This is a genomic window from Williamsia muralis (assembly GCF_002735905.1).
GTDB classification, from domain to species: domain Bacteria; phylum Actinomycetota; class Actinomycetes; order Mycobacteriales; family Mycobacteriaceae; genus Williamsia; species Williamsia muralis_A.
This window is the reverse complement of the sequence record NZ_PEBD01000008.1, coordinates 56,859-81,220: the sequence shown is the minus strand read 5'-3', so window position 1 is coordinate 81,220 and position 24,362 is coordinate 56,859. Positions and strand designations below refer to the sequence as shown.

Genomic DNA, 24,362 nt, shown 5'->3' with positions numbered 1-24,362 from the left:
TGCGACGCTTCCCAGTCACCGGGACTGCTGTTAGTATTACAAGAATTCATTTCAGTTTTGTCCTGGATCTCAGATTCGACCAGGTTATGGAGGCTCGATGACGGTCATTGATTCCGGTGCTGCACACCCCCGCTCTGCCGGTAAGCGGGATCTGCCGCCCTCGATGCTCGAACGAATGACGCTCATCCTCGATTCGTTCGGCGGCCCGGCGTCGCGGCTGACTCTCGAAGAAGTGGCCGGGCGCACGCAGCTGCCGCGGTCGACGGTGCACCGCATCCTCGACCAACTGGTCCGGTTGAACTGGGTGGAACACGCCTCTTTCGGTTATCGACTCGGCCGGCGGTCGATGGGTCTCGGCGGAGGGGACGGTGGTCATGCACAGGTGCGTGCGGCTGCTGCGCCTCTGTTGCACGATCTGCACATGCAGACCGGCATGGTGGTCCATCTGTCGGTCCTCGACGGGGGCGAGAGCATCTACCTCGACAAGGTCGGTGGGCGGTTCGCTGCATCGCTGCCGTCACGAGTCGGTGGACGCGGACCGGCATATTCCACCGCCGGCGGAAAGTCGATGCTCGCCTGGCTCGATCCGGAGCGCGTCGACGCGATCTATCAGCAGCGGCTGAATCGGTGCACCGATCACACGATCCCTGATCTGCCGACCCTCCATCAGGAACTCAACCGCATCCGACAGCGCAGCGGATTGGCATTCGAACGCGGTGAGTCCGTACGCGGCGCCGCATGCGTCGGAGTGGCGGTGCGCGGATACGACGGCCCGGTCGCGGCGATCTCGCTCTGCGGAGACGCACGGACCGCCCAGCTCAAACGGGTTGCCCCCTGGTCGTGCGGGCGGTCCGGGAAGTCACGCGCACCATGTATCCCGAGGCCGGTACCACTCGCCGGGGGCGCAAAACCCCTCCGATGCCGGACAACACGTGGTCGGCAGAGGCCTTGGACCGACTGCTCGCCGTGCAGTCGGGGCAGTGGCTGTAGTCGATTCGCCACGCGCGATGAACCAATCGATGCTTCAGGCACGCAAAAGCTTTGAAGCCGCGTCGAGACCGAACCCGCCGCGGAAGAAGATCATCGGACGCTCTTCGGTGACCGACTCCAACCCGAGGATTCGGCCGATCACCACGTCGTGATCGCCTGCAGTGTGCACGTCGTGGATCTCGGCATGTACCCGAATGAGCACACCTGGGAGCGACGGCGTCGCCCACGTGCTTAACTCCCAGTCGAGCCCCTCGTATTTGCGACCTCTGCTCGACCCGAATCGGGAGCACAGATCGGTTTGGTTCTCGTGCAGCACGTTGATGCTGAACCGGCCCGTGTTCCGGATACGGGGCCAAGACCGCCCGCGGTGGTCGGCGCAGAACAGGATCAGGGGAGGATCAAGCGACACCGAGGCGAAGGACTGGCAGGCGAAACCGATAGGTCCCTCGTCGTCCATACCGGCGACCACGGTGACTCCGCTTGCGAACTGACCCAGCGCCTTTCGCATGTCGGTCTGCGACATCGTTTCGATCGACATCCGAACACCTCCGGTTCCGTTGTGTGGTCGATGATGAGGTGAGGCTATTGCGGCCGGCCTCGGCAGCCGTACGAGGTCTCGCTCAGCGGAAGCGCCAGAGTCCGTCCGGCCCTGGCGTGCTGGGGATCTCGCTCAACGAGACCTGGGCTGTGGATGAGGCGCCGGGCTGGCAACGTTCGGCCCATGACGACAGACGTGAGCTACGAGCGCAGTCTGCGGGAGTTGAACACCGATCTCGGGATGCTCCGGTTCCATGAGGCAGGCGAGGGCCCACCACTGCTGCTGCTCCACGGCTCCGGGCCCGGGGTGACCGGGTGGAGGAACTATCGGGGAGTGCTTCCCGCACTGGCCGAGCATTTCCGTTGCCTGATACTCGAATTCCCTGGCTTCGGGGTAAGTGATCCTGGTGACGGCCACCCGATGTCGATGGCGCAGTCCGCCGTCGGACTCTTTCTCGATGGTCTCGAGATCGATACCGCGCACATGATCGGGAACTCGATGGGCGGGATCGTCGCCACCAAGGTCGCGATCGATGAACCCAGCAGGGTGGACAAGTTGGTCACCATCGGTGGAATGGGCAAGGCCACGTTCTCTCCGGGGCCCAGTGAGGGAATCAAGCTCCTGATGGAGTTCACCGACAACCCCACCCGCGAAGGATTGGTCCGCTGGCTCCGGTCGATGGTCTATGACCCGGCTGTGATCACCCCTGAATTGATCGACGAGCGCTGGGAGCTGGCGACCGAGCCGGCAACCCTCGAGATCGCTCGACGGATGTACAGCAGCAAGGCCTTTGCCGCGTCCATGGTCGCGGCGGCGCGCTCAGACGCGCCGCCTTATTGGTCGCAGCTCGGCAAAGTCAAAGCCCCGACGCTGCTGACCTGGGGGGGCGACGACAGGGTGAGCCCGGTCGACATGGCAATGCTGCCGATGCGAGACATCCCGAACAGCGAACTCCACGTTTTCCCCAAGTGCGGGCACTGGACGATGATCGAGGCCCGAGATGCCTGGGTCTCTGCGGTGCTTGCCTTTCTCACCCGCAAGGACAGGACGTAGACATGGCCGACAACAATCGCTTCGACACCCGACAGTTCGAGACGATCGTCGACTTCCTGGTCGTGGGAAGCGGCGGCGGTGGCATGGCGGCCGGAATCACCGCCGCGCACAGCGGACTCGACACACTCATCATCGACAAGGGCGCCACCTACGGTGGATCCACCGCCATTTCCGGCGGCGGCATCTGGATTCCCAACGCGCCCACACTCCGGGCGAAAGGCGTGGTGGACAAACGGAGTTCCATCCGTCGCTACCTCGACGTCATCACCGAGGGCAAGGTGCCCGCGGATCGCCTCGACGCTTTTGTCGACAACGGGCCCGCGCTCATGGAACTGCTCGACAAGAGCCCGCGCATGAAGCTCTACTGGGTCAAGGGGTACTCGGACTATCACCCCGAGTTCGAAGGCGGGAGCGCGCTGGGTCGCACCATCGAGTGCAAGCCCTTCGACACCCGCGCGCTGAAGGAAGACGAGAAGTTCCAGCGCCCGAACAGCATGAAAGGCCCACTGGGACTGTGGGTCACATCGAAGGACTACCACGACCTCGCCATGGTCAAGAGAACGTGGAAGGGGCGCAGGGCCTCGCTGGTCGCAGCGTGGCGGGTGTCTTCCAACGTCATCCGACGCCGGCACATGGCGACCGGCGGCCGTGCCCTGGTCGCACGGATGCGCATGGTCCTCAAGGACGCAGGCGTTCCCTTGTGGCTGAAGACGTCGATGACCGAACTGATCACCGACGACCGCGGAACAGTCATCGGTGTGGTGGCCGAGCGTGATGGCGCGACCATTCGTATCGGTGCGCGCCGCGGCGTGTTGTTGGCGACAGGCGGTTTCGACCACAACAACGAGATGCGGGCGCAGTATCTGCCCCGACATGGTGTTGCCGACGTCAGTTCGGGTGCCCGAGAGAACGTCGGCGACGGGATCGTTGCGGGACAGCGTCTCGGGGCGGCGGTAGATCTGATGGACGACGCGTGGTGGATGCCATCGGTCCTTCATCCCATGGGTGCGGTCATCCCGTTGGTTTCTGAGCGATGTATCCCACCGTCGGTGATCGTGAACAGCGCCGGAAAGCGTTTCACCAATGAGTCGGCTCCCTACGTGAACTTCGTGCACGAGCAGCTGGAGGGCGGGCACGTCCCGGCATGGTTCATCATGGACACCAAGGCCAAGAATCGGTACCCGTTCGCGCAGGTACTTCCAAATGTTCCCTTCCCTCAGGGGTTCTACGACTCCGGTGTGGTGCACAAGGCCGACACGCTGCGTGAGCTGGCCGAAGAGATCGGTGTCCCAGCCGACGCGCTGGTCGAGACCATCAACCGTTTCAACGGCTTCGCGCGTTCAGGTGTCGACGAGGACTTCGGTCGCGGCGAGAGCGCATACGACCGTTATTACGGAGATCCGACGATGAAGAACCCCAACCTCGACGAGATCGTCAAGGGCCCCTTCTATGCAATCCGGTGTGAGGCAGGCGATCTGGGCACCAAAGGCGGTTTGGTGTGCGACGCAAAGAGTCGAGTGCTGCGCGAGGACGGAACGGTCATCGACGGTCTGTACGCCACCGGCAACACGTCGGCGTCGGTGATGGGCAACGAATATGCGGGCGCAGGAGCGACGATCGGACCGTCGATGGTGTTCGGCTACATCGCGGCCCGGCATGTCTCGGCGACCGAACGGGACACAACGCTCGATTCGGCCACAGCCTGATGCTGATCGATGACGAACGCTTGTCGGCTGCCGACCTTCTGTGGTACGCCGAAGCGAACCGCTCGCCGATCGATCCTCTCAGTACGACGTTCGAGCAGATCGATGTGGTCGACGCGTACGAGATCGCGCTGATCAACATCCGCAGGCGGCTGGCTGCCGGGGAGAGTGTGTACGGCCACAAGGTCGGGCTGTCTTCCGAGGTGATGCAGGCGATGATGGGTGTCGATGAGCCCGACTACGGGCATCTCCTGTCGTCGATGGTGTATTCCAAGGACTCCGCGATCGACACCGCGCAATTCTGTTACCCCCGTATCGAAGTCGAGATCGGCTACGTACTGGGCGAAACCCTTCCCGGGGAGGGCTGCACCGAAGAGGACGTGCTCGCTGCCACCGAGTACATCGTTCCGAGTATCGAGCTGATCGATTCACGGATCAGGAATTGGAAGATCGGTCTGGTCGACACCATCGCCGACAATGCTTCGTCCGCGGGGGTCATCCTCGGTGCGGGGAGGGCTCGGCCGTCGGACATCGACATCGGGAGTATTTCAGCGGTGCTCTTCGAGGACGGCGTGGAGATCGCTCGCGGCGAGGCGAGCGCGGTTCTCGGGGATCCGACGAAGGCCGTTGCCTGGCTGGCACGCACGGTCGCGGGCTTCGGGGTACGCCTCAAGGCTGGTCACGTCATCCTGCCCGGCTCGTGTACCCGGGCGATCGACGTGCATGCAGGCTCGACCTTCCGGGCTGACTTCAGCGGCATCGGCTCCGTGACAGCGCAATTCAAGTGAGGAAGAACCCATGACCAAGGCGAAGGCCGCCATCGTCGGATCAGGCAACATCGGCACCGACCTGATGTACAAGTTGCTGCGCTCGGACATCATCGAGCCGCGGTGGATGATCGGGGTCGATCCCCAGAGTGAAGGACTTCGGCGCGCCGCCGACGCCGGCATGGTGACCAGTTCGGAGGGCGTCGATTGGCTTCTCTCACAGGATGAGAAGCCCGACCTCGTCTTCGAGGCGACCTCGGCCTATGTTCACCGTGCGAACGCGCCCCGGTACGCCGAACTCGGTATCACCGCCGTCGATCTGACGCCCGCGGCGCTCGGTCCGGCGGTGATCCCGTCGGTGAACATGGGCGAGCACCTCGACGCGCCCAACGTCAACCTCATCACCTGTGGTGGTCAGGCCACGATCCCCATGGTGCACGCGGTGTCTCGTGTTGCCGAGGTCGCCTACGCCGAGATCGTCGCGAGTGTCGCGTCACCGTCTGCGGGGCCGGGAACGCGAGGAAACATCGACGAGTTCACCATCACCACCAGTCGCGGAATCGAGACCATAGGTGGGGCGAAGCGGGGCAAGGCGATCATCATCCTGAACCCCGCCGAGCCGCCGATGTTCATGCGGGACACCGTATTCTGTTCGGTTCCGGCCGACGCCGACCGCGATGCCATCGCAGCGTCCATCTACGAGATGGCGGGCTCGGTGCAGCAGTACGTACCCGGTTACCGCCTGCGGGCCGAGCCACAGTTCGACGAACCAAGCACGACGAGCGGTGGACTGGCGCGGGTCGAGATCTTCCTCGAGGTGGAAGGCGCCGGCGACTTTCTGCCGCCCTACTCGGGCAACCTCGACATCATGACCGCCGCGGCAACAAAAGTCGGCGAGAGTTTCGCTTCGAACCTGCTCGCCGGCGCCGTCTGAACCGCCCGAACTGATCTTCCTAAGGAACACTCATGCCCTACAGTCCTGATCTCGACATCCGGATCACCGACTCGTCGTTGCGCGACGGGTCCCACGCAAAGCGCCACCAATTCACCGTCGACCACGTCAAGGCGGTCGTCGCCGCCCTCGATGGTGCGGGTGTTCCGGTGATCGAGGTGACCCATGGTGATGGTCTGGGTGGGTCGTCCTTCAACTACGGCTTCTCGAAGACTCCTGAGCAGAAGTTGATCCGGGCGGCGGTCGAGACGGCGACGACGGCGAAGATCGCGTTCTTGATGTTGCCTGGTCTGGGGATCAAGGACGACATCCGGGCGGCGCAGGACAACGGTGCGCAGATCTGTCGTATCGCGACGCATTGCACCGAGGCCGATGTCTCGATTCAGCATTTCGGGCTGGCGCGTGAGCTGGGGCTCGAGACCGTGGGGTTCTTGATGATGTCGCACAGTCAGCCTCCGGAGGTGCTTGCCAAGCAGGCGCGGATCATGGCCGATGCGGGTTGTCAGTGTGTGTACGTGGTGGATTCAGCCGGCGCCCTGGTGCTCGATGACGTCAGCGATCGAGTGTCCGCACTGGTGTCAGAGCTGGGTGACGACGCTCAGGTCGGTTTCCACGGCCACGAGAACCTCGGACTGGGCGTTGCGAACTCCGTCCTCGCGGTGAAGGCCGGTGCGCTGCAGATCGACGGTTCCACCCGCCGGTTCGGGGCCGGGGCGGGCAACACCCCGGTGGAGGCATTCGCCGCGGTGACCGAGAAGCTCGGCATCCGAACGGGTATCGACACCCTCAAGATGTTCGACGCCGCCGAGGACGTCGTACGGCCGATCATGGACGGCGAGTGCCTCCTGGACCGGATGTCGCTGACGATGGGATACGCAGGCGTCTACTCGAGTTTCCTCAAGCACGCCGACAAACAGGGCGAACGCTATGGGGTCTCCGGCGCGGAGATCCTCATCGAGGCAGGTCGCCGCAAGCTCGTCGGCGGACAAGAAGACCAGCTGATCGAGATCGCGATCGGTCTCGCGGAAACAACCTCTGCCTAGGCGTTCGCCGGGTACCTATAGAAAGCCGAGAACATCATGGGCCAGGTTCTGGACAACATTCAGCAATTCGCCGAGGAGATCCGCGCCGAGGGCGTGGAGGGTGACAAGCTCATGCGGCTGTCGGACACCTCGGCAAAACGATTGCGAGACTCCGGGGTCATCCGCATGTTGCAGCCGAAGGAGTACGGCGGATTCGAGGCACATCCTCGCGAGTTCGCCGAGACCGCAATGGGTATCGGATCCATCGACGGCGCGGCCGGCTGGGTGAGCGGCATCGTCGGTGTGCACCCGTGGGAACTCGCCTTCTTCGATCGCAAGGCGCAGGACGAGATCTGGGGTGAGGACCCCGACATGTGGATGGCATCCCCTTATGCCCCCATGGGTGTGGCGAAGCCTGTAGAGGGCGGCTACATCCTCAACGGGCGCTGGTCGTTTTCCTCAGGTACCGACCATTGCGGGTGGATCATGATCGGTGCCGCCGTCGGAGACAAGGACGGCAACCGGCTGATGCCACCGCAAAACCTGCACGTGTTGCTACCGCGCTCGGACTACGACATCGACCCGGACAGCTGGAATGTCGTGGGGCTGCGCGGTACCGGCAGCAAAGACCTCATCGTCAAAGACGCCTTCATCCCCACGTATCGAACTCTCGCCGCAGGCAAGGTGTTCGACGGAACCGCAGCCAAGGAGTTCGGCCGCACCCAGACCCTCTACAACTTCCCGTTCTCGTGCATCTTTCCGCTCGGGATCACGTCGTCGCTGATCGGCATCGCCGAAGGCGCTCTCGCTTGTCACATCAACACCCAGCGCGATCGGGTCACGGTGTCGGGGACGGCGATCAAAGAAGACCCATATGTCCTGTTCGCGATCGGTGAGGCCGCGGCTGAGATCGCCGCCTCACGGGCAGCCGTCCTCGAAACGGTCGACCGATTCTGGGACATGACGGAAAAGGGTCAGGAGGTCTCGTTCGAGCTGCGTGCCATCGGCAGGCGAACTCAAACCGCTGCCGCATGGCGTGTGGTGCGGGCAGTCGACGAGGTCTTTGCACGGTCGGGCGGCGGTGCGCTACAGCTGAAGACCCCGATGCAGCGGTTCTGGCGCGACGCTCACGCGGGCTTGGCGCACGCAATCCACGTGCCGGGGTCGATCTTCCACGCTTCGGCACTCACCCAGATGGGCGGCGAGCCGCAAGGCCCGCATCGCTCGATGATCTAGATCTGACACGAAAGGTTCACCCATGACCGACATACGAGCACTTGGATATCTGCGCGTCCAGACCCGCGACGTCGACCGGTGGCGCGAACTGACTGTCGACGGACTGGGCATGTCGACGGGTTCGGGTCCAGAAGCCGACGGTCTCTATCTGCGGCTCGACGAGCGTCGTTCCCGCATCGTCGTCTTGCCCGGCGAGTCGGACAAGGCGCTGGCCATCGGCTGGGAGGTGCGTGACCAGTTCGCCCTCGAGCGTGTTCGCCAGGCGATCGAGAAGGCGGGCATCACAGTCGACGTGTTGTCCGAGGAAGAGTCGCTGTATCGCGATGCCGAACAGGTCATCGCGTTCGACGACCCGTCCGGTACCAGGACGGAGATCTTCTTCGGTCCGGTGCTTGACCACAGTCCGGTGGTCACGCCACACGGCGGCCGATTCGTCACCGGCACAGAGGGACTCGGTCACGCCGTGCTCCCGACCTCGGCATTCGACGAGACGTACGCCTTCTACACCGAGGTGCTCGGCTTCCTCCCGCGAGGCGCCATCCGCCTCGGCGGTCCCGACGCGCCCGCACCGGCCCGGAGAGTGCGGTTCCTCGGCGTCAACCAGCGTCACCACAGCCTCGCGCTGTGTCCGGCGCCGGCGAGTCAGGACCCCGGCATGGTGCACCTGATGGTGGAGGTCGACACTCTCGACGCCGTCGGGCAGGCCCTCGATCGTGTGAACAAGTTGGGGTTCAGCCTCTCCTCGACACTGGGCCGCCACACGAACGACAAGATGGTGTCGTTCTATGTGCGCGCACCCGGCGGTTGGGACCTCGAGTTCGGCACCGAGGGCATGCTGGTCGACGAAAGCCATTACACTGCCGAGGAAATCACCGCTGACAGCTACTGGGGTCACGATTGGTCGGGCTCCGAACCCCTTGCCGCCTTTGCGCCACCGGTCGACATCTGACCACCTGACCACGTCTGACCAAGACAAAGCCTTCCGCTTCGTTCACATCCTCCGGTTGCAACCGGAGGATGTGAACGAAACGGGAGGCTTTGTCAGTTGTGGATCAGCGGCGTCCGAGCAGCTTGCGCATGCTCTCGGCCGCGCCCTTGACGAGTTTGTCCCGGGGGAATCCGTTTCGTTTCTGCGCGGCCTCGTAGTTGCCGCCGGCAACCCATACCGGGCCGTCGGTGAGATGCTCGATTCCCTCGCGGGCAACATCTTCCGGCTCGGCAACGTTCATGCCGGGCACATCGAAATTCAGGCCGGCCCGGATCATCGCCGGGGTGCGTGTCACGCCGAGCACCAACTCGACCACGTGGACGCCGAACGGCTCGAGCTCCAACCACAGACTCTCGGCGAAGATGCGGCCGAACGCCTTGGATGCGGCGTAGATGCTCTGGTCTTCTGAACCCATGTAGCCGGCGAGGGAGCCGAGCAACATGATGCCGCCACGCCCGCGTTCTTTCATCTTGGCCCCGAAGTGGTGGGACAGGGTGAGTTGAGACGTGATGTTCAGGTCGATGACACCCTGGAATCCGGCGAGGTCGCCGGTGACGAACTCGTGCCCGTAGCTGTTGGCCCCGGCGTTGAAGATCAGCAGGCCCACCTCGATGTCGTCGGTGGCCCGCCGGATCTGCTCGAACGCGTCCGGTGAGAGAAGGTCGAGTGCCAACGTCCGGACCGCGACCCCGTTGTTTCGCGCCCTCTCTGCGGTCTCATCGAGAGGCCCGGGTTTCCGGGCTATGAGCACCAGATTGAGGCCGGCAGTGCTCAGAAGATCGGCGAACGATGCGCCGACGCCTTCGGATCCGCCGGCGATCACCGCCCAGGGTCCGTAGTGGTTCCTGTCGATCAAGGACGTACTCCTTCGGGATGATGCGGACGAAAGTGTGGAACGGACTGTCAATGTGATTGCGCCAGAGGCCGAACCGGCGTGTCATCGGCCACCGGGATGGAACCGGAGCGGGCGGCGTTCTCGATCACGTCGGTCAGCGTCTGGCATCGCTCCAACGGCGCCCCCACGCGGCGGGCAGCACCACCGGCGAGTTCTCGGCATGCCGCGCGGGCATCGTCGTTCCACTGCACCGAGGTGTGTTCCCAGCTGTTCTTCTGGACGAGAACCGCTGCCCCACACTCAGTGCACTGCAATGGCTGCATCGGAACCGATGGCCTTCCGGGCGACGTTGGCTTCCACTTCCTTCTTCCACGACTCCACAGGACGGGTGGTGTCGAGTTCGAACTCGAAGCGTTCGGTCATCTCCGGTGTCACGTCCGCGACATCGACATAGAACTGCTCGTACCAGCGCCGTAGTTGGTAGACGGGACCGTCCTCCTCGCACAGCAGCGGGTTCTCGATACGCGTCTTGTTCTTCCAGATCTCGATGTCCTGCTCGAAACCCTTGGCGATGAACACACCGAAGTTCTTGGCCATCTCGTCTGCGGCAGCTCCTTCGAGCCGCTTGGACTTCTTGACGATCATGCCGTACTGCAGCACGAACTGGTTGGCACTCACCGGGTAGTGGCAGTTGATCAGGATGGATTCGACGTCATGGTCCTCGTACTGGTACACGAGGTCGTCGATCATGAAGGAGGGGCCGAAGTACGTGGCATCCGAACGACTCCCGAGCATCTTCGGTTGTCCAGAGGCGTGAGGACGCATGTCCTCACGGGCCTCGCCACGCATGAACTGGCTTGCCACATGCCCTTCGAAAACGTTCTTGAAGTAGGTGGGGAACGAGTAGTGGACGTAGAAGAAGTGGGCCATGTCGACGATGTTGTCGACCACCTCGCGGCAGTTGGTGTCGACGGTGACCTGGTACCAGACCCAATCCGACCACTCATCGCTGAGCGCTCCCTCGATTCGGGGAATGGTCACATCTGCCGGCGGTGGCTTGCCTTCGGGATCGTTCCAGACGAACAGCATGCCGTCCTGGTCGAGCACCTTCCAGCTGCGCGTCTTCGCGACCGGGGGCACACGGCGCGCGTATGGGATCTTCTTGCACCGACCGCCCGCGCCCCATCGCCAGTCGTGGAACGGGCACGCCACCTCGTCGCCCTTGATGGTGCCCTGACTCAGGTCACCACCCATGTGACGGCAATACCCGTCCAGGACGGCCAATGTCCCTGAGCTGTCGGCGAATACCACGAGTTTGGTGCCAAATGCCTGGACGGAATGGGGCCGACCATCCTTGAAGGATTCGGAGAGGCCGAGGCAGTGCCAGCCGCGGGCGAATCGTGTGGGTGGGGCCCCCGTGTCGATCTCACGGATCTCACCTGTTTCGGACTGCGAGGTGGTCACGATGCGTCCGTCCTTTCCTTGAGGAGTTGCGGCAGAACAGTTGTGACCCGAACGCTAGGTGACCATGGCCACATTCACGGCGGAGGTCTCACTAACCGAGACCTGGTCAATGCGGTGCCCGGGCCCGTCGGCCTACCATCGCGAAACCACTGCGCTGCATCGATGGAGTTCGAAGATGACAAACGAGACGCTGCACTCGGTCCGTGACCTGCTGCCCGACATCGCCGACCAAGCGCAGGTGGTCGACGAGACACGTCGGGTGTCCGACGACGTGATCGAGGATCTGCAGAACACCGGGGTGCTGAGGATGTTGCAGCCCAAGCGGTATGGGGGATCGGAGATCGATCCGGTCGAGTTCTACGAAGTGGTGCGCGCCATTTCGGGGGCCTGTGGTTCCACGGGCTGGATCGTGTCGGTACTGGGTGTGCACCCGTGGCACCTGGCCCTGTTCGACCAGCGGGCCCAGGAAGACGTCTGGGGCCACAACCGGCTCGAACTCGTGTCGTCGGCCTACGCGCCGATGGGGCAATTGCTGCCGGTGGAGGGTGGGTACGAGCTCTCGGGTACCTGGAAGTTCTCGTCGGGATGTGACCATGCATCGTGGGCGCTGCTCGGTGCCCTGCAGTTCGGGGCAGAGGGCCGGCCGGTCGACTTCATGACCGTGCTCGTGCCACGCGCCGACTACACCATCCACGACGTCTGGGACGTGGTGGGAATGCGGGGCACGGCGAGCAATGAGATCACCGTGGCCAAAGCCTTTGTGCCCGAACATCGGACGATCCGCAACTACGAGACGGCCCAACTGCGGGGCCCTGGCCAGAAAATCAACTCAGGTCCGCTGTACCGGCTGCCGTTTGCCACGATCTTCACCTCCGCCATCGCGGCGCCGATCGTGGGTGTGGTCGCGGGGTGTCACGAGTCCTACGTGGGCGTGATGCGTGAGCGGGTGCGGCTCAGTCTCGGCGGCGGACGATTCGCCGAAGACCACGTCGCCCAGGTGTCGGTGGCCCGCGCTGCATCCGAGATCGACGCTGCGACACTGCAGATGGATCGCAACGTCCGGGAGATGTGGGACCTCGCTCGGGTCGGGGAGGATTTGCCGATGTGGATGCGGCTGCGGGCCCGCCGCGATCAGGTGCGCGCCACTGAGCGCGCGCTCGAGGCGATCGACCTGCTGTTCAAGACCGCGGGAGGCAATTCGCTGACCCGCGGCAACCCCATCGAGCGAGCATGGCGGGACGCCCATGCGGGCAGCGTCCACGTCGCCAACGAGCCCGAACGTGCACTGGCCCTTTACGGCCGCGACGCATTTGGGCTGCCCGTCGAGGACAATCTCGTCTGAAGCCGGCGTGGGATCGGTTATCGGATCATGTGCTGGACGGCCCGATAGGCGAACGCCATCGCTGTCCCGAGAGGTACACCGGGTCCTGGATAGAAATGGCCGCTGAGTGAAGCACTCGTGTTACCGGCCGCGTAGAGACCGTCGATGGCAGTGCCGTCCTGACGCAGCGCGCGGCCGTCGACATCGGTTCGCACACCACCCTTGGTGCCGAGGTCGCTGAGGATGATCCGGGCCGCATAGAAGGGTCCGGTGGAGATCGGCCGCAAGGCCGCGTTGGGTTCTTCTGCAGCCTTGCTCGGTCGGCAGAAGAACGTGTCGTAGGGGTCTTCGCCGCGTCGGAACTGCTCGTCGACCCCGGCCTTGGCGTAGCCGTTGAACTGCTCGACCGTGCGGTGCAGTGTGCCGGAGGGAACGCCGATCTTGTCTGCGAGCGCCTCGATCGTGTCCGCCTGCACCCAGGTGCCGGCGTCGAGATGTTCTTCGGCCGATGCCTGCGGGATCGAAATGGCCGGTAGCACCGGGCCACCTTCGGCGGAGTCGAAGACGAAATACGAGGGGATGGCGGAGTCGGCGCCCCGGGCGATCATGGCCCGACCGAATTGGTCGTAGGGGAGTGACTCGTTGAGGTACCGTTCGCCCGATGCGTCGACCAGGATGCCGCCGCGCACGCAGACCATGAAAGCGCCGGAGCCGTCCGGCATCTCGACGCCCGGGCACCACCACGCCTCGTCGAGAAGGGCGGTGTCGGCGCCCGCATCCACTGCCGCCCGGATGAGGTCACCCGTATTGGCACCGTTGGGGCCCATCGTCCATGCGGCGCGGCCGGGTGTGCCGTTGGCCGCTCGCAATTCCGCATTGCTCTCGATGCCGCCGGCAGCGAGGAGGACGCCGCGGTCGGCGCGGATGCGAAGAATCTCACCCGCAGTGGTGACGGCCTCGACCCCGACGACCCGTCCATCGTCGACGATGAGGCGGCGGGCCGCGGTGCCGGTACGGAGATCGGCGTGGCCGGTCCCCCGCAACGCCAGGACCAAACGGCCGATGAGTGCACGTCCACCGATCAGGGTTTCGTCGGGATGTGATCGGCCGGCCCGATCGACATCGGGTTCGGGCCGGATCAGTTCACGTAGGTCACCGATCTCGGCGCTGGGCAGATCGAGGGGATTGATCGCCCGGCCGGCGTCCATCCTGCCCGGGGCGCGGTAGTAGTCGGGAAAAGCCCGCCATTCGAACTCGATGTTCGGGTCGCTCTCCAGGAAGTCGACGAGGATCGGAGCGGTGGCCAGGTAGGCCTCCTGGCGATCGACGTCGTTGTCTCCGACCACGGCGCGCAGATAGGTGCGCGCCTTCTCCGGGGTGTCGCCGATCCCGGCCCGTTCCTGCACGGCCGTTGCCGGCAGCCACACAGCGGCGCCCGAATAGGCAGATGTGCCACCGAACAGGCTGGTCTTCTCCAGGACGACCGTGTCCAGGTCCTGTGCCGCCGCCGTGTATGCGCCGGTCAGGGCGCCGCCGCCGGAACCGACGACCAGTACGTCGCATCGGATGGTCCAGTCCTGCATCGTCATTGCCTCCATCGGGTCTGTCGTTCGTTTCACGCAATCCCAATACGCGGGGCATTGCTCCGCAGGTCCCACTCACCGGGAAAAGTGCGCAATTTCCTACGGTGATGAGAGAGTCAGTCACCACATGATGTTGGTGTCGCACGACGGGAGATGGACGTTGCCGAGAATTGGCGAGGCGAGGGACGCGGCGGAACCCAGTTCCGACGATCAGCGGGCCCGTCATGTGCGGATGCTTGAGGCCGCCGCCGAACTCGCGACCGAGAAAGAGCTGGCGCGGGTTCAGATGCACGAGGTGGCCAAGCGTGCGGGTGTCGCGATCGGCACGCTCTACCGGTACTTTCCGTCCAAGACGCATCTGTTCGTCGCCGTCATGGTCGAGCAGATCGATCAGATCAGGGACAACCTCGACAGGCGGCCACCCGCGGGTCAGGGTCCGGATGCGATCTACGAGGTACTGGTCCGAGCGACCCGTGCGCTGCTTCGCCGCCCCGCGCTCTCCACTGCGATGATCCAGTCGAACAGCACGGCCAACGCCGCCACCGTGCCGGACGCGGGGAAGGTTGACCGCGTGTTCCACCAGATCTTGCTCGAGGCCGCGGGCATCGAGAATCCGTCCGAGGACGACTCCACCGCGGTCCGGTTGATGATGCAGCTCTGGCTGGGCGTCATCCAGTCGTGTCTCAACGGCCGCATCTCCATCCCGGATGCCGAGTCGGACATTCGTACCGCGTGCGACCTCCTGCTTACGCGGTTGTCCACGAACTTGTACTGAAATACATTCTCGCCCGCCGCGCTCTGCGGTAGTGAGCTCACCAGGGATGCAGGCGATTGTGCGCATTGCTGAATCAGCAGAACTAGAATACATTCTAGAAATCTGACGCCGCTCGTTCGGCTCAGGCCAGTCGAAGGAGCCAAAATGAGCAACGTTGTCATCGTGGAAACAGCCCGCACGCCGATCGGCCGACGCCGGGGAGCGCTGTCGGGGGTGCACCCGGCCGTCTTGCTGGGCGCAGCTCAACAGGCGGTACTCGACAGGACCGGCCTGCCCGCCGGCGACATCGGCCAGTTGATCGGCGGGTGCGTCACCCAGGCCGGGGAACAGTCCAACAACGTCACCCGGCAGGCATGGCTCCACGCCGGACTGCCGTATACGACGGCCGCGACCACGATTGATTGCGCGTGCAGCTCCTCGCAGCAGGCCGTCCACATCGTCGCCGGACTGATCGCCTCCGGCCAGATCGACGCGGGGATCGCCTGTGGCGTCGAGGTGATGAGTCGGGTCTTCCTCGGGCAGGCCAACACTCCCGAAACGGGCAACCCGTACCCCGATGACTGGGCGATCGACATGCGGGATCAGTTCACCTCGGCCGAGCGCATCGCCGAACGACGTGGCATCAAACGCGGGGATGTCGACGCCCTCGGCCTCCTTTCGCAACAGCGCGCCGCTGCAGCCTGGGCCGAGGGCCGATTCGAGCGGGAGATCGTGCCGGTCGAGGCGCCCGTCGTCGACAAGCAAGGCACCCCGAGCGGTGAGACCGCCACGGTCACCCACGATGGTGGCCTGCGCGAGACCACCGCCGATGGGCTTGCGGCTCTCAAGCCGGTCATCGAGAACGGTATGCACACCGCGGGTAACTCGTCTCAGGTCAGCGACGGCGCCGCAGCCGTGATGCTGATGAGCGAGGACAAGGCGGCACGGTCGGGTCTGCGGCCACGGGCCCGGATCGTCGCGTCCACCATGGTCGGCGCCGATCCCTACTACCACCTTGATGGACCGGTCGACTCCACCCGGGCCGTACTCGAGAAGTCGGGAATGTCGTTGGGTGACATCGACATCGTCGAGATCAACGAGGCGTTCGCCTCGGTGGTGCTCTCGTGGGCGCAGGTGCACGAGGCCGACATGGCCAAGGTCAACGTGAACGGCGGAGCCATCGCGCTGGGCCATCCGGTCGGATCGACCGGATCGCGGTTGATCACCACCGCGCTGCACGAACTCGAACGCAGCAACAAGTCCACCGCGCTGATCACGATGTGCGCCGGCGGAGCGCTCTCGACCGCCACCATCATCGAACGCATCTGACAACTCGCCGGATGCCCGGCGGGCACCGCGCACGACAGGAATTTGAACCAATATGGGAATTGCACTGAGCGACGACCACCGCGACCTGCGCGATTCGGTGCGGGGGTGGGCGGAACGCCACGCCACGCCCGCGGTGATACGCGATGCCGTCGAAGCCAAATCCGAAGCGCGACCCGTGTTTTGGAACTCGCTGGCGGCGCTCGGCATGCTGGGACTGCACCTGTCGGAAGAATTCGGCGGAGCGGGAGCCGGATTCGTGGAGCTGGCCATCGTCACCGAAGAGCTCGGTCGATCGATGGTGCCCGGGCCGTTCTTGCCGACCGTCATCGTCTCGGCTGTCCTGCACGAGGCCGGGCGAACCGCCGAGCTGGCACCTCTTGCCGATGGCTCCATGCTGGCTGCCGTTGCGCTGCAACCAGGCTCACTGCGGCTGATCCGTGACGGCGACACCGTGACACTGGCCGGAAGATCCGGCCACATTCTCGGTGGTCAGGTTGCAGACCTGTTCTTGGTGGCCGCCGACGACAACGGCGAGCGTGCGTTTGTGGTGGTCCGCCCCGATCAGGTGTCGGTGACAGAACTGCCCAGTCACGATCTCGTGCGACGAAATGCGCAGATCGAGGCCGAGAACGTGGAACTCGGCCCCGAAGACGTCCTCGATCTGGATCCGCAGCGGGTCCTCGACCTCGCGTCGACACTGTTCTCTGCGGAAGCCGCAGGTCTGGCCGGCTGGGCCACCGACACCGCGGCTGAATATGCCCGGGTACGACAGCAATTCGGCCGGGCCATCGGTCAGTTCCAGGGTGTCAAGCACAAGGCTGCGCGGATGCTCGCCTCCACCGAGCAGGCCCGGGTGACCGCGTGGGACGCTGCCCGCGCGATGGCGCCGCCGACAAACCGATCCGAGGCGTCGCTCGCCGCCGCTGTCGCGGGGGCCGTGGCCCCGGAGGCGGCCTTCACCGTCACCAAGGACTGCATCCAAATCCTCGGCGGCATCGGGTACACCTGGGAACACGACGCTCACCTGTACATGCGGCGCGCCCAATCCCTCCGGATCCTGCTCGGATACACCGCCATCTGGCGACGACGGGTGGCGAGCCTGACGATCGACGGAGTCCGTCGTGTGCTCGGCATCGACTTGCCTGCGGAGGCCGAGGCGATCCGTGCCGACATCCGGTCGGAGCTGGCCGGCGCCACGTCGCTGGACACGAGCAAGCGAGCAAACTACCTGGCCGACAGAGGCTATACCGCACCGCATTTCGCCGAGCCCTGGGGTAAGGGGGCCGACGCCGTGACGCAATTGGTCATCGCCGAGGAATTGCGCGCGGCGGCTCTGGAGCCGCACGACATGATCATCGGCAACTGGGTGGTCCCGACGCTGATCGCCCATGGCGACGACCAGCAACTGCAGCGCTTCGTGCCGCCGTCTCTACGGGGCGACATCGTCTGGTGCCAGTTGTTCTCCGAACCAGGGGCCGGATCGGACCTTGCCGGGCTGAGCACCAAGGCCACCAAGGTCGACGGGGGCTGGAGACTGCAGGGACAAAAGGTGTGGACGTCCGGCGCGCGCGACGCCCACTGGGGCATCTGCCTGGCCCGCACGGACGGCGACGTCGCGAAACACAAAGGTTTGTCGTACTTCCTGGTCGACATCCAGAACAGTCCTGGCCTCGACATCAGGCCACTGCGCGAGATCACCGGCGAGTCACTGTTCAACGAGGTGTTCCTCGACGACGTGTTCGTCCCCGACGACTGCCTCGTCGGCGAGCCCGGCGAAGGATGGAAGCTGGCGCGCACCACACTGGCGAACGAACGGGTCTCACTGTCGAACGACTCGTCGTTGGGATCGGGTGGGGAAACGTTGCTGAACCTGGCCGCGTCGGTGCCCGGCGGTCTCGACGACGAGCAACTGACCGTTCTCGGAAAAGTGCTGTGCGACGCACAGTCTGGCGGCTTGATGGCGCTCCGGACCACACTGCGCTCGCTCGCCGGAGGACAACCCGGAGCCGAGTCGTCCATCGCCAAGTTGCTGGGCGTCGAGCACATCCAGCAGATCTGGGAGGTGGCGATGGAGTGGACCGGGCCTGATGCGCTACTCGGAGAACAGGACCGGTGGTCGCCAACGCAGCAGTTCCTGAACTCGCAGTGTCTGTCCATCGCCGGCGGTACCACCAACGTCCAGCTGAACATCATCGGTGAGCGGATCCTCGGCCTACCTCGCGACCCCGCGCCCGGCCAGTGAGGCAACCCGTTCGCACCACAAAGGAGCCCTGACCGTGGCTATCGATCGACTCGCAGCACTGGCCGCTGAGCCCTCCGTTCGAGAGGTCTCCTGGACCGAGCGGGACGTGTTGCTGTATCACCTCGGGATCGGTGCGGGCGCCGATCCCGTCGATCCGGCGGAATTGCGCTGGGTGTACGAGAAGAACATCAGCGTGCTCCCTACGTTCGCCATGGTCGCGGGACAGGGTGTTTCGGCGGGGGACATCGCACCGCCCGGGATGAACCTGCCGGGAATCGACATCGATCTCCGCAAGATCCTGCACGGCGGTCAGTCGCTCACGATGCACGGCCCCATCCCCGCTTCGGGGTCAGGGGTACTGTCCTCCCGCGTCGCAGAGGTTTGGGACAAGGGCAAGGCGGCGGTCATCGTCTTGGAGCAGGCGGCCGCCGACGTGGACGGGAACCCGTTGTGGACCAGCGAGATGCAGATCTGGGCCAGTGGTGAGGGCGGATTCGGAGGCCCCGCGGGCCCCGAGACGTCCGCAGTCGCCCCAGACCGCGCGCCGGACGAGGTACTCAGATCGCAGACCACCGCCCGACAAGCCCTCGTCTACCGTCTCAGCGGCGACATGAACCCTCTGCACGCGGATCCGGATTTCGCCGCGCACGCCGGTTTCGATCGGCCCATCCTGCACGGGCTGGCATCCTACGGCGTGGTCTGCAAGGCCGTCGTCGATGGCGTCCTCGGCGGTGATACCGCGGCTGTACAGACGTTTTCGGCGCGGTTCGCCGGATCGATCTATCCCGGTGAGGCCATCGAGACATCGGTGTGGCGCGAGGACAACCGGCTCATCCTGCACGCTGTCTGCCCGGACCGTGATGGTCAGGCGGCATTGACCCACGCACACATGGAGATCCGATGACCCTTCACCCCACCGTCGGTAATGCGCCTGACGGAACGGTGCTCACCTCGGCTCCTCAGGACCGGCCCGTCGACCGCGCCACGGCTGCGGCGCGTCGGGTCGTGGACGCCCTGTTGCGCACGGACCGAACGAATGCCAATTTGCAACGGGTCGCCGAGGAGCTGGACAACATCGCCGAGCACCTCGAAGAACACTCGCCGGAGATCGCCGAGCGGCTGATCGACATGTGGCACGGCGAAGGCGTCACCCGCCACGACCCGGTCACCGGACCAGAGAATGCGATTGCGCCGCCGCTGACACTGGCCGGCCGCGAGGACGGTTCTGTCGAAGGTGAAGTGACACTGACTTTTCCATACCAGGGTCCACCCGGACACCTTCATGGCGGCGTAGCAGCAATGCTTCTCGACCACACCCTCGGTGTGGCGAATGCCTGGGCGGGCCGTAGCGGTGCCACAGCACAACTCAACGTCCGCTACCACCGTCCTACGCCTCTGTTCGAACCGCTGACCGTGAGCGGCCGGATGGTCGCCGAAGAGGGGATCAAGATCAATACCGTCGGCGACATTCGCACTGCAGACGGCACCGTATGTGTCTCGGTCGAGGCACTGTTCATCGACAAGACGGTGCCGCGCCCTCGATAGGTGCGGGCCGATGAAGGAGCGTTTGATGGCCACACTGAACGGACGGGTGGCCGTGGTCACCGGCGCCGGTATGGGGATCGGCAAGGGTGTCGCCGGGGCGCTCGCGCGCGAGGGTGCATCGGTGATGGTTGCCGAGATCGACCGCGCAGCAGGCGAAGCCACCGCGGCGTGGCTTCGAGACGAGTGGGGTGCGGAGGCGGAATTCGTGTCCACCGACGTCACAGACAAGGCGCAGGTCGTCGGAATGGTCGACGCCGCTGTGCGCCGTTTCGGCAGGCTCGACGTCCTGGTCAACAACGCTTGGCGAGGGTCGGGTTACGCGCGGCTGGAGAACATGACCGACGACCAGATGCGTGGTGGTTTCGACATGGCCGTGATGGCGGCATTCTGGGCGATGAAGGCTGCGCTGCCCGAATTGCAGCGGCACGGTACCGGGCGGGTCATCAATCTGTGCTCCCTCAACGGCGTGAACGCGCACATGTATTCGGTGCAGTACAACGCAGCCAAAGAGGCACTGCGCACCCTGACGCGCACCGCCGCCCGCGAGTGGGCGCCAAAACAGGTGTGCTGCAACGTCATCTGCCCAGGTGCCCAGAGTGAGGCATATCGGCGCATGGCTGATGGGAATCCGCAGATGGCGTCGGCGATGGCTTCAGCCAATCCGATGGGCCGCATCGGTGACCCGCTCGAGGACATCGGACCCGTTGCGGTGTTCCTGGCCGGCGACGCCAGCCGGTACCTGACGGGGAACACACTGTTCGTCGACGGCGGTGCGCACATCAACGGCGTGCAGTGGGCGCCGGCAGTCGACTAGGCGTTGCCCTCTGACGGAGCCTGGTTGCACACAAGTCGGGGTCGTCCGGCCGGATGTGACGCTGCGGGGCATCTTGTGTGCAGCTGGACCCGCGAGGTCCGGCGCCGGCGGTTGACCACCGGCGCCGGAGAACTCACAACGCGATCTGCCGACGCATCATCTTCCCGGTTGCGTTGCGCGGCAACGGCTGATCGGTGATCCGCCACTGCGTCGGGACCTTGTAGTACGAGAGTCGTTCGGCTGCGAAGGCGCGTAATCCGTCCTCGGTGGTGGTGGATCCAGGGCGGGTCACCACCACTGCGGCCACCTCCTGGCCGAGGTCCGGATGCGGTACGCCGACCACCGCGCACTCGGCCACGTCCGGATGTTCGTCGAGACACTGCTCGATCTCTGTCGGGTAGACATTCTCGCCGCCGCGCAGGATCAGGTCCGACCGGCGGCCGGTGAGCCGGAGCCGGCCGTTGTCGATCAAGCCGAAATCGCCTGTGCGAAGCCAGCGCCCGGGGGCGATGGCGGCAGCTGTGGCCTGCTCGTCTTCCCAGTAGCCGAGCATCACGAACGGGCTGCGCACGCAGACCTCTCCCTCGGTCCCGTCGGGCACCGGGTCTCCCGACGCATCGCGGATCTCCATGCTGACGGTGATGATCGGCCTTCCGAGTGTGCCGGGGAAGGCTTCGATGTCGGCTGGGGTCGCGACGGCGATGGCAGTGCTGCACTCGGTGAGGCCGTAGCTGTCGACCAGCGCGCCGCGGGCGAAGGGGAACTTCTCCTGCAAGCGTTCTTTGAACGCCACCGATGACGGCGCCGAAGCCAATGCAAACGACGTCAGGGACGAGAGGTCGTACTTCTCGACGTTGTCGTGCTCGAGGAGCCGGGTGGCCATGGTTGGCACTGCACCCCAATTGGTGATCCGCTCACGTTCGATGAGCCCGAGCACGGTGTCGGCGTCGAAGGCACCCTGGTTCATCACGACCGCGCCGCCGGTCGCCAGGCGCGGGACCACGAGATTGTGCAGACTCGCGATATGGAACAGCGGCGAGGTCAGCAGGTGGCGTGCAGAACTGGGCGCAGACGGGTCCGGAGTCCGTCCGTGTAGCTCGGCTGTGAACGCTTCGGCGAACCGTTGGTAGTCCACGACGGCCAGGAGGTTGCGCTGTGAGTGCAGAGCGCCCTTCGGGCGTCCACTGGTACCGCTGGTGTAGAGGATCACCGACGGGTCGTCTTCGTCGATGTCGACGCTCGGGAGGTCGGCGCCGCTGAACTCCGCGATCAGGGCGGGGAGGTCGTCTTCCATGGTCAGGACGGTGACGGTGTCCGGCAGCTCCGGTAGGGCAGCAGCCCTTTTGGCGTCGACCACCAGTACCTTCGGTCCGCTGTGCTCGACTCCATAGATGACCTCGCGAGGCACCCACCAGCCGTTGAGGCCAACGGTGATGGCCCCGAGCGCCTGTGTGGCCCAGAAGGTCATGACCCACTCCGGCGTGTTCGCCGCCAGGATTGCGACCCGGTCGCCCTTGCCCACCCCGTACCTCTCGGCGAACCCAGCTGCCAGTGCGGCAACTGCAGCCAGATGGTCGGCGTAGGAGATCCGTCGGTCGGTGGTGACGAGGTAATCGCTTGTTCCCCATGTTGTCGACATCGGGAGTAGTTCGGCCACGGCGCGCCTGCGGTTTTTCATCACCGACATGCTGGCGCCGAGGACCTCTTCGTCGACCAACTCGAACGGCCCTCCTGGGCCGACCAGGCGGGCCATCACCTGATCAAGATGGTGCTGGAGATCGGTGGACGCAGTCATGCGGAGGCCTTTCGGTAGTACTGCTGTGCTCGCCACGCTCGGGCTGCTCATCGGGACTGGGATTCTGGTCACAAAATGTCATGGCGCCACGTATTGATGGTGACCGTTACCACTCACCGAGACTCGCCTGTTCGGTATCGGTGGGCGGCGATACGGTTCGGCCCAGTCTCGCAGCTGGAGGAATATCATCATGACCACAGAACTCGGGTTTCCCCCGGTGCACGCCGATCCGCTTGCACCGGCAAAGTTGGGGCCGATCTCCCTACGTAACCGGGTCATCAAGGCCGCCACCTTTGAGGGGCTGACCCCCAAAGGGCTCGTCACCGACGAATTGATCGATTTCCATCGCCGCCCGGCCGAAGGTGGCGTCGGGATGACAACCGTTGCGTACTGTGCGGTGTCGTACGAGGGCCGGACCTCGCCCGCCCAGATCTACTGGCGCGACGAGGCCATGCCAGGTCTGCGCAAGCTCACCGATGCCATCCACGACGAAGGTGCGGCGGTGTCCGCTCAGATCGGTCACGCCGGCCCGGTGGCAGGCTCGAAATACCTTGGTACACCAGCTCTAGGGCCTTCCCGCGCCTTCCGGATGACCACACAGAACTTCTCCAAACCGGCCTCCACCGCGGACATCACACGGATCGTGGAGGCACACGCAGATGCCGCGCGCCGCGCCATCGAGACCGGTTTCGACGCCGTCGAGCTCCATTTCGGTCACAACTACCTGGTCAGCTCATTCCTTAGTCCACGGGTGAACAAGCGTAAAGACGACTATGGCGGGTCCCTGAAGAACCGGGCGCGTTTCGCCCGTGAGGTCGCTCGTGCGGTGCGCGACGCCGTCGGCAGCAGGATCGCGATCCTGGCCAAGCTGAACATGGACGACGGTGTGCCCGGGGGATTCTGGGTCGACGAAGCCATCCAGGTTGCGCAGTGGCTCGAGCAGGACGGATCCCTGGACGCGCTGGAACTCACCGCGGGCAGTTCACTGCTCAACCCGATGTATCTGTTCAAGGGTGACGCGCCCCTGCGCGACTTCGCCGCCGTGATGCCGCAGCCGACGAAATTGGGAATCCAGCTGGTGGGCAAACACTTCCTGAAGGAGTACCCGTACAAGGACGCGTATCTCCTCGACGACGCCCGCCAGATCCGCGAAGCCGTGAAGATGCCCCTGGTCCTGCTCGGTGGGATCACCGGCCGCGAATCCATGGACCTCGCGATGAGGGAGGGCTTCCAGTTCGTGGCCGTCGCCAGGGCGCTGCTCCGTGAGCCCGACCTCGTGAACCGGATTTCCGCTGACACCCACTCGCCGGGCCTGTGTAATCACAACAACAAGTGCATGACGGCGATCTACGGCGGCACACACTGTGTGCTGCGTCCACGATGAGGACTGATGTCTTGAACCCGACCACCACCGACGCCGGCTCGACGGCA

General features: G+C 64.7%; 21 protein-coding genes and 1 pseudogene. 16 read left to right on the top strand and 6 right to left on the bottom strand.

Translation table 11 applies throughout. The features are described from left to right. Positions 1 to 97 precede the first annotated feature (97 nt). Positions 98 to 990 (top strand): annotated as a pseudogene (locus CSW57_RS09335) (IclR family transcriptional regulator). A 34-nt stretch (positions 991 to 1,024) separates the two neighbouring features. Here the strand turns inward: CSW57_RS09335 and CSW57_RS09330 are convergent. Beyond that, positions 1,025 to 1,528 carry a flavin reductase family protein gene (locus CSW57_RS09330; RefSeq protein WP_099382553.1) on the bottom strand — a complete coding sequence of 168 codons (504 nt, stop codon included), beginning with the start codon at positions 1,526 to 1,528 and terminating at the stop codon, positions 1,025 to 1,027. A 183-nt stretch (positions 1,529 to 1,711) separates the two neighbouring features. Here CSW57_RS09330 and CSW57_RS09325 point away from each other — a divergent pair, with 183 nt between their 5' ends. Genes CSW57_RS09325 through bphC form a run of 7 tightly spaced genes read left to right on the top strand, consistent with a single transcriptional unit; the run spans position 1,712 to position 9,210 of the window. Further along, a complete protein-coding gene (locus tag CSW57_RS09325; protein WP_099382552.1) occupies positions 1,712 to 2,581 on the top strand; it encodes an alpha/beta fold hydrolase in 870 nt (289 codons plus the stop codon). Between the two features lie 2 nt (positions 2,582 to 2,583). Then, entirely contained in the window at positions 2,584 to 4,287 is a 1,704-nt protein-coding gene (locus CSW57_RS09320) for an FAD-binding protein (protein WP_099382551.1), read from the top strand. Beyond that, entirely contained in the window at positions 4,287 to 5,072 is a 786-nt protein-coding gene (locus CSW57_RS09315) for a 2-keto-4-pentenoate hydratase (RefSeq protein WP_099382550.1), read from the top strand. Before CSW57_RS09320 ends, CSW57_RS09315 begins: the two co-directional genes overlap by 1 nt. Positions 5,073 to 5,082: 10 nt before the next feature. Continuing rightward, positions 5,083 to 5,985 carry an acetaldehyde dehydrogenase (acetylating) gene (locus CSW57_RS09310; protein ID WP_099382549.1) on the top strand — a complete coding sequence of 301 codons (903 nt, stop codon included), beginning with the start codon at positions 5,083 to 5,085 and terminating at the stop codon, positions 5,983 to 5,985. Positions 5,986 to 6,017: 32 nt separating this feature from the next. Then, positions 6,018 to 7,046: a 4-hydroxy-2-oxovalerate aldolase gene (gene dmpG / locus CSW57_RS09305; protein ID WP_099382548.1), complete on the top strand. Its 1,029-nt coding sequence runs from the start codon at positions 6,018 to 6,020 to the stop codon at positions 7,044 to 7,046. A gap of 36 nt (positions 7,047 to 7,082) precedes the next feature. Beyond that, positions 7,083 to 8,261 (top strand): acyl-CoA dehydrogenase family protein, encoded by a 1,179-nt coding sequence (locus tag CSW57_RS09300; RefSeq protein WP_099382547.1) that lies wholly within the window; start codon positions 7,083 to 7,085, stop codon positions 8,259 to 8,261. Between the two features lie 22 nt (positions 8,262 to 8,283). Continuing rightward, positions 8,284 to 9,210, top strand: a complete 927-nt coding sequence (gene bphC / locus CSW57_RS09295; protein WP_023954446.1) for a biphenyl-2,3-diol 1,2-dioxygenase — start codon at positions 8,284 to 8,286, stop codon at positions 9,208 to 9,210. A gap of 103 nt (positions 9,211 to 9,313) precedes the next feature. Here the strand turns inward: bphC and CSW57_RS09290 are convergent, their stop codons facing one another. The 3 genes from CSW57_RS09290 to CSW57_RS09280 are packed head-to-tail and all read right to left on the bottom strand — an operon-like array spanning position 9,314 to position 11,548. After that, the gene (locus CSW57_RS09290; RefSeq protein ID WP_099382546.1) at positions 9,314 to 10,105 is read right to left on the bottom strand and encodes an SDR family NAD(P)-dependent oxidoreductase; all 792 of its coding nucleotides are present in this window, start codon (positions 10,103 to 10,105) and stop codon (positions 9,314 to 9,316) included. A gap of 47 nt (positions 10,106 to 10,152) precedes the next feature. Beyond that, positions 10,153 to 10,407, bottom strand: coding sequence for a hypothetical protein (locus CSW57_RS09285; protein WP_023954444.1), 255 nt, complete (start codon positions 10,405 to 10,407; stop codon positions 10,153 to 10,155). Further along, positions 10,385 to 11,548 carry a Rieske 2Fe-2S domain-containing protein gene (locus CSW57_RS09280; protein ID WP_099382545.1) on the bottom strand — a complete coding sequence of 388 codons (1,164 nt, stop codon included), beginning with the start codon at positions 11,546 to 11,548 and terminating at the stop codon, positions 10,385 to 10,387. Before CSW57_RS09280 ends, CSW57_RS09285 begins: the two co-directional genes overlap by 23 nt. Before the next feature lie 175 nt (positions 11,549 to 11,723). On the opposite strand from CSW57_RS09280, the gene hsaA reads away from it, so the two are divergent. Further along, positions 11,724 to 12,890 carry a 3-hydroxy-9,10-secoandrosta-1,3,5(10)-triene-9,17-dione monooxygenase oxygenase subunit gene (hsaA, locus tag CSW57_RS09275; RefSeq protein ID WP_099382544.1) on the top strand — a complete coding sequence of 389 codons (1,167 nt, stop codon included), beginning with the start codon at positions 11,724 to 11,726 and terminating at the stop codon, positions 12,888 to 12,890. Positions 12,891 to 12,907: 17 nt separating this feature from the next. Here hsaA and CSW57_RS09270 read toward each other — a convergent pair whose 3' ends face one another. Next, complete coding sequence (locus CSW57_RS09270) at positions 12,908 to 14,452, bottom strand: FAD-dependent oxidoreductase (RefSeq protein WP_099383264.1); 1,545 nt, start codon at positions 14,450 to 14,452, stop codon at positions 12,908 to 12,910. Positions 14,453 to 14,612: 160 nt separating this feature from the next. On the opposite strand from CSW57_RS09270, the gene CSW57_RS09265 reads away from it, so the two are divergent. The 6 genes from CSW57_RS09265 to CSW57_RS09240 all read left to right on the top strand — a co-directional run bounded on the left by CSW57_RS09265 (position 14,613) and on the right by CSW57_RS09240 (position 21,136). After that, positions 14,613 to 15,227 carry a TetR/AcrR family transcriptional regulator gene (locus CSW57_RS09265; protein WP_030165775.1) on the top strand — a complete coding sequence of 205 codons (615 nt, stop codon included), beginning with the start codon at positions 14,613 to 14,615 and terminating at the stop codon, positions 15,225 to 15,227. Positions 15,228 to 15,371: 144 nt separating this feature from the next. After that, positions 15,372 to 16,535, top strand: a complete 1,164-nt coding sequence (locus CSW57_RS09260; protein WP_099382543.1) for a steroid 3-ketoacyl-CoA thiolase — start codon at positions 15,372 to 15,374, stop codon at positions 16,533 to 16,535. A 52-nt stretch (positions 16,536 to 16,587) separates the two neighbouring features. After that, complete coding sequence (locus CSW57_RS09255) at positions 16,588 to 18,777, top strand: acyl-CoA dehydrogenase (RefSeq protein ID WP_099382542.1); 2,190 nt, start codon at positions 16,588 to 16,590, stop codon at positions 18,775 to 18,777. A gap of 34 nt (positions 18,778 to 18,811) precedes the next feature. After that, the gene (locus CSW57_RS09250; protein ID WP_099383263.1) at positions 18,812 to 19,681 is read left to right on the top strand and encodes a MaoC/PaaZ C-terminal domain-containing protein; all 870 of its coding nucleotides are present in this window, start codon (positions 18,812 to 18,814) and stop codon (positions 19,679 to 19,681) included. Next, positions 19,678 to 20,322, top strand: coding sequence for a PaaI family thioesterase (locus CSW57_RS09245; protein WP_030165765.1), 645 nt, complete (start codon positions 19,678 to 19,680; stop codon positions 20,320 to 20,322). Before CSW57_RS09250 ends, CSW57_RS09245 begins: the two co-directional genes overlap by 4 nt. A gap of 25 nt (positions 20,323 to 20,347) precedes the next feature. Next, positions 20,348 to 21,136: an SDR family NAD(P)-dependent oxidoreductase gene (locus tag CSW57_RS09240; RefSeq protein ID WP_099383262.1), complete on the top strand. Its 789-nt coding sequence runs from the start codon at positions 20,348 to 20,350 to the stop codon at positions 21,134 to 21,136. Between the two features lie 133 nt (positions 21,137 to 21,269). Here the strand turns inward: CSW57_RS09240 and CSW57_RS09235 are convergent, their stop codons facing one another. Continuing rightward, positions 21,270 to 22,931, bottom strand: a complete 1,662-nt coding sequence (locus CSW57_RS09235; RefSeq protein ID WP_099382541.1) for a class I adenylate-forming enzyme family protein — start codon at positions 22,929 to 22,931, stop codon at positions 21,270 to 21,272. 190 nt (positions 22,932 to 23,121) lie between these two features. Here CSW57_RS09235 and CSW57_RS09230 point away from each other — a divergent pair, with 190 nt between their 5' ends. Beyond that, positions 23,122 to 24,315 (top strand): NADH:flavin oxidoreductase, encoded by a 1,194-nt coding sequence (locus CSW57_RS09230; protein ID WP_099382540.1) that lies wholly within the window; start codon positions 23,122 to 23,124, stop codon positions 24,313 to 24,315. Positions 24,316 to 24,362 lie beyond the last annotated feature (47 nt).